Source organism: Brachybacterium sp. AOP42-C2-15, assembly GCF_052377065.1.
Lineage (GTDB): Bacteria > Actinomycetota > Actinomycetes > Actinomycetales > Dermabacteraceae > Brachybacterium.
Window position 1 is genome coordinate 1 of record NZ_JBQSWK010000078.1, and the last position, 4,922, is coordinate 4,922.

The 4,922-nt window shown below is 69.6% G+C and carries 5 protein-coding genes; 1 reads left to right on the plus strand and 4 read right to left on the minus strand.

Features of this window, described 5'->3' with window-relative positions; all coding sequences use genetic code 11:
• Window positions 1-285: hypothetical protein (locus tag ACT3SQ_RS18855; protein ID WP_444601589.1), on the minus strand; the 285-nt coding region annotated here is incomplete at its 3' end.
• A gap of 567 nt (window positions 286-852) precedes the next feature.
• A complete protein-coding gene (locus ACT3SQ_RS18860; protein WP_444601590.1) occupies window positions 853-2,334 on the minus strand; it encodes a replication initiation protein in 1,482 nt (493 codons plus the stop codon).
• A 176-nt stretch (window positions 2,335-2,510) separates the two neighbouring features.
• On the opposite strand from ACT3SQ_RS18860, the gene ACT3SQ_RS18865 reads away from it, so the two are divergent.
• Complete coding sequence (locus ACT3SQ_RS18865; protein WP_114359905.1) at window positions 2,511-2,741, plus strand: hypothetical protein; 231 nt, start codon at window positions 2,511-2,513, stop codon at window positions 2,739-2,741.
• 1,174 nt (window positions 2,742-3,915) lie between these two features.
• Here the strand turns inward: ACT3SQ_RS18865 and ACT3SQ_RS18870 are convergent.
• Entirely contained in the window at window positions 3,916-4,722 is an 807-nt protein-coding gene (locus tag ACT3SQ_RS18870; RefSeq protein ID WP_444601591.1) for a relaxase/mobilization nuclease domain-containing protein, read from the minus strand.
• A partial coding sequence (gene mobC / locus ACT3SQ_RS18875; protein ID WP_444601592.1) for a plasmid mobilization relaxosome protein MobC occupies window positions 4,719-4,922 on the minus strand: 204 nt, incomplete at its 5' end. The genes ACT3SQ_RS18870 and mobC, both read right to left, overlap by 4 nt.

Here is a 4,922-nt window from a genome sequence, read left to right on the forward strand (position 1 = left end):
CCCGAGGTGCGCCAAAATCAGCGAGCTCGTCACGCGCTCGCGTGCCCAGCGGGCCAGAGAGCCGACCCCGGCGTCCTTCGCGGCGGCGCTCCATGCGGCGTGCTCGACGTCGCTTAGCGATAGGCCCACGCGATGCTCGCGCTTCGCGGGGCCGGCGGTCGGGCGACCCGCGCGCGGCCGCGTGGGCGGAGCAGCCGGCTGCTCCTCTGCCGCTGTCGCAGACAGCGCCAGATAGGGGTTGAACGCCGCCTCGGCGGCGTGGTCGGGGCGATCCTCGATCGGCACGGCGACCCCTTTCGTCCGAGCCCTGCAAGGACTGCGACCGCCAGGTCGCCCACGCCCTCCGCGTAGGAGCAAGGTGGATTGTGCGGGACGCTATGGGGCAGTGAGGAACGAACGGTACGCCCCATAGTGTCACGCACAATCATACCTTGCATCGTCTCTCAGCGCACCGACGTAGGAGGATGCAGCGCGCTGTGAGGCAGGGGCCGGGGACCGGCACGGGCGCGGCCGCAAAGGAGGGACGACGCGCGGCCGGGTCGGGCCCCGGCATCGACGCGAAGCGTCGAGAGGCGACCCCGTCCAGGGGTCGCACGACCAACCCGCACCGACGCTGGGGTCTGTCGCGGAGGCGTGACGCGCGGCCGCGCGGGGCACGGGCGCAGGGGCCGAGCTGCGCTCGCTCGGTGAGCGGTGGGAAGCATCCCGGTGGGGTACGTAGGGCCTACGGACTTCTCGGGAAGCTGCACGTGCCAGCGTGCTCCCGTGGGGGTGGTCCAGAACCGCTAGGAGAGATGTGAAGACCGATCGCACCCGCCCGCAAGAGTGTGGAGGGGCCAGGGGGGGAACCGTTTACTGCCTACGGTGTGAGCCCTTTTCCGGGGGTGCCTGTCTGCGGCCACGGGGAAGCTCGATGTCCGCGGCTTTGAGCGCTCGCTTGATGGTCTCTCGGCTCACGCTGTGCGCTGTCATGCCGTCAGCGAGGGTGGGCCACTCTCCGGTCCGCTGATGACGGTCGAGGTACCAGTCCGCGATCTCATAGCCACGTCGGCGGCTGCTCACGCTCTTGCGCTTGTTGGCTGCGGCCAGTGCCGCGCGCTGCTGGCGTGCGTACTCGCTCTCGGGGTCGGTCCAGCGCTTCGCGGCGGTCTTGCCTCCGCGTGCGCCCATGGTCGCCAGGGCCTTGCGTCCGGCGCTGTCGGTGCGCGAGCCGGTGCTGGTGGTGCTGGTCCCGCCTCGGGTGACGTAGCTGCGGATGCGGCGGGCCATCGTGAGGCGATCGCGCATCGGGGGTATGTCGGGCTCGCGGTAGTCGGCGCCGACCGCCTGAGCGATCGCGTAGGCCTGCTCGTAGGCGTCGATCAGAGCGGCATCCGTGAGCCGCTCGCCCTTCGCGCGGAGCCTGTGGCCGGTGACCAGTGCGTGGCGGAACGCGGTCTCGTCGCGGGCCGCGCGGCCGTCGGACTGCCAGAGCACCCGCACTCCGTCGATGACTCCTGCGGCTGCCGGAGAGACCTGGGAAGCATCCTCGCCAGCTGCACGAGCCTTCGCCTCGGCCGTGGCGCGACGGGCTGCCTCGATACGGGCGCGGCCGCTCTCGTACTGAGGTCGTGGCTGGTGCTGGGGCCGATTGGTCATCTCTCGCAGGTGTTCGATGAGGTCGCGCAGCCGCACGACCTGATGGTGCTGGCAGTGCCAACGGTAGGCGGTGGGGTCGCCAGACCTGTGCAGCGGCCAACGGGAGAAGCGGTGGGAGAACGAGCGGTCACCGCCAAGCGCCACGTTCAGCTCATCGGTGGCCACCGCCAGCAGCGCCATGTTTGAGCTGCGCCGGCCCTCGGCCGCGTAGACGGGATCGATCAGCCACAGCGCCTGCGCCTTCCCGCTCAGCGGGTTCACGCCCACCCAGGAGGGGCCGAAGCCCGCGACCGCGAGCCGGTCGAGCTGGGTATGCACCTTGGGCTGGATCGCGGTGACCTGTCCTCCCTGCACCCCGGTGGGGTGGTCGAGGTCGATGACGAGCACGGCGGCGCGCTGAGGGTGAGTGAGCACGGCGTACTGAGCGCGCTGCAGGTGCCGTGACCCGACGGGGTAGAGCTTCGGTGTGGTCTCTCCGGTCGTGGGGTCTTTGCGCCAGGCGTGGGAGAAGTCGCGCGTGGGTGAGGCCTGGAAGGTGTCCCGGTCGAGGTGGGCGAGGAGGTGGTGTGCGTCCTCGTCGGTCCATCCTGAGGAGCGGATGCCGGGCGACTCGGGCCGGGCGTGCGGGTCCGTGACCGTGGTGCGGGGGTGGCTCTCGATCGCTAGGACCGGGGCCAGGCTGTCCGTTAGACTCATCCCTAGGCTTTCTCCCCGAATGGCTCTTCGGGGTGAAGCGAGCGCTCTACCGGCTGCAACCGGTGGGGCGCTCAATTTTTGGTGGTGCTCTGACCCTACGCGAGATGTTTGCCTAGGCACCGCGCTTTCGTGCGTGTCGCCCGAACGGGTCACCGGCGCGTTGCTACGGTCGCCGCATGAGGAACCGGGTCACCGAGAAGGAGGCGCGCCGCCGCGCGCGCCTGGCGGAGCTGCGCGAGGCGACCCGGGCCTACCGCGACGACCAGGGGCACACCTGGCGCGAGACCGCCGAGCACTTCGGGATCAAGGAGCGCGCCACCCGCTACCGCGTGTACAAGGCGCGCAAGGAGCGCGAGGCCGAGCGCCAGGCGGAGATCGCCCCGCCGCTGCCCCTCGACGAGGTCTGAGGGCATGGCCCGCCCGACGTGGACGCTGCGCGAGGCCGAGGAGCGGTGCGGTGTGTCCCGCTCGACGCTGAAGCGCCGTCTGGCCGCAGGCGACTTCCCCAACGCCTACAAGACCAGCCAGGGCCAATGGCGCATCCCGGTGAACGATCTGATCGGGGCCGGCTACCAGCCCGGCGCGGTGGACTGGGACGAGGAGCCAGAAGAGCCGGCCCCTGCCGCTACGCCTCCGGATCGGGTCACCGAGCTCGAGCACGAGCTCGCGCAGGAGCGGCTGCGCCGCGCCAGCGCCGAGCAGCTCGCCCAGGAGCGCCAGGACCGGATAGCAGACCTACAGCAGGCCATGCGCCTGCTCGAACCACCCCGGTCCACCGCTGGTTCACCTGGTCCAACCCCCTGGGTCAGTGACCTAGGTCAGCCCGCCCAAATGACCCACCCTGACCTAGGTCACGACCGGTCACCGCAGGTCAGGCATGGCTCAGATGAACCACCCAGCCGGTCCACTGACCTAGGTCAGGATGAACCACCTGAACCACCCCGGCGTGGTTGGTGGCGACGCATTACGGGCCGGTAACTAGTCGCACGGCCGCGTGATGGACCGGTGCTAGCAGTCAGTCGGCCTCGCCCTGATCATCCTCGTCGTCGATCCGTAAGGGCATGAACATGAAGGGGCGGAGCCCGGCCAACGTACTGAGGTGCTGACTTGCTGATCTGCTGATCTACTGCGCTGGAACGCACCCCACCAGCCTCGAAGGCAAGGGGCGGAGCCCCGCGGCAGCCACATCGCTAGCCACTCTGCCCTCCGGTGCGTTTCACCAGCATTGCGTGGTCCTGCGGCCCGGCCTATGCTCGCCGTAGCGGCGGCGCGACATCGATGTCACCACGACCGCCCATGGGGAAGGGGCGTCTCTATGCTCTCGAGAAAAGTCATCGTCGCGCTAGTTGTCACCATTGGTGGGGCTGGGATTCTGGTCGGATCCCTGGTCTGGGCGTCTGCCCGTTTCGACGCATTAGACGGGGGCGCACCTGGTTCATCCACCGACATCCTTGGAGTCGCCGCAGTCGTCGCTGGACTAGTTGCCCTCACTCTTGGTCTCATTCTTCTGATTCAAGGAGCTGCTGAGGTTAGGTCGCGCCAATCGACGTCGGAGGCAAGGGGCGTAGCCCCTCGGCAGCTTCACCGCTCGTAGCCACGATCCTGCGGCCGCTCAGCTGTCCGGCGGACCCGCTGCCTGTACTGGCTCTGCTGCGCAGCTGGTGCCCGCCCCGGTCCAGCCCCTCTCGCCCCCTTGGGCTCGGGCACGTGAGCACCAGGAACGCGCTGTGGTGAGTTCGTGTGAATGACGCCCTGCACGGCGGGGTCGAGCGCATCCCATTGGGCCTGCGTGAACTGGTGGGCTTTGCGGCGTAGCGACCGCTGCCGAGGGGAGACCTTCGCTGCTTCGCGCCAGGTCTCGCGCTGCGTGGTCACAGCTCGCTTCGGCTGTACCTTCCGGCGGGGAGCCTGGCTGAGCCCGTGAGCCTCCTCGAGAACGGTGCATGCGCGCTGCGCGGCCCGGCGATCGTTGCGCCCGTGCCAGACCTCGCCGTCGTCGCTGACGCGAGACAGCACGATATGGATGTGATCGTCACCGTGGCGGACCGCGACCCAGGGCCGATCACCCACGTCCATCTCGTCCATGAAGCGCGAGGCGGCGTCGGCCCATTCGCGATCGTCCATCTTCCGGTCGCCCGGCGCGGCGCGTAGGGAGGTCTGCCAGATGGGCTTGGTGATGTCCGGCCGAGTCTGCTGGGTGTGGCGCAGGTCTGCGGCCCACTCGGCGGGGTCGATGGCGCCCTCCGCGCCGATGGTCGAGGCGATCACCACGCCCCCGGAGTGGCGCTGTCCGTCCTTGACGTACTGGTGCTCATCAGCCTTGCCCGGCCCGTGCAGGTACGCGGCGATGTCGCCGACGCGAGTCCCGCGGGTGATCTTGGCGATCACGGGTGCTCCCTCGTCCAGGTGCGCACCTCTGCGAGCTGAGCGCGCACAGCCTCGATCGCATCGAGCGCTTCACGGGCGGTCGGCCCGTCGGGGCCACCGCGCTCGGCGACGTTGAGCGCTCGCGCGATCTGGTTCAGGTTGCTGCCAACGCGGCCGAGGTCGGCGCGCAGCGCGGCGACTTCGCCCCCGAGGTCGCTGTG

What these genes read in the sequence shown, in the direction of transcription:
- ACT3SQ_RS18860 (WP_444601590.1), bottom strand. Translation starts at nt 2,334, where the DNA reads ATGAGTCTAACGGACAGCCTGGCCCCGGTCCTAGCGATCGAGAGCCAC.
- ACT3SQ_RS18865 (WP_114359905.1), top strand. Translation starts at nt 2,511, where the DNA reads ATGAGGAACCGGGTCACCGAGAAGGAGGCGCGCCGCCGCGCGCGCCTG.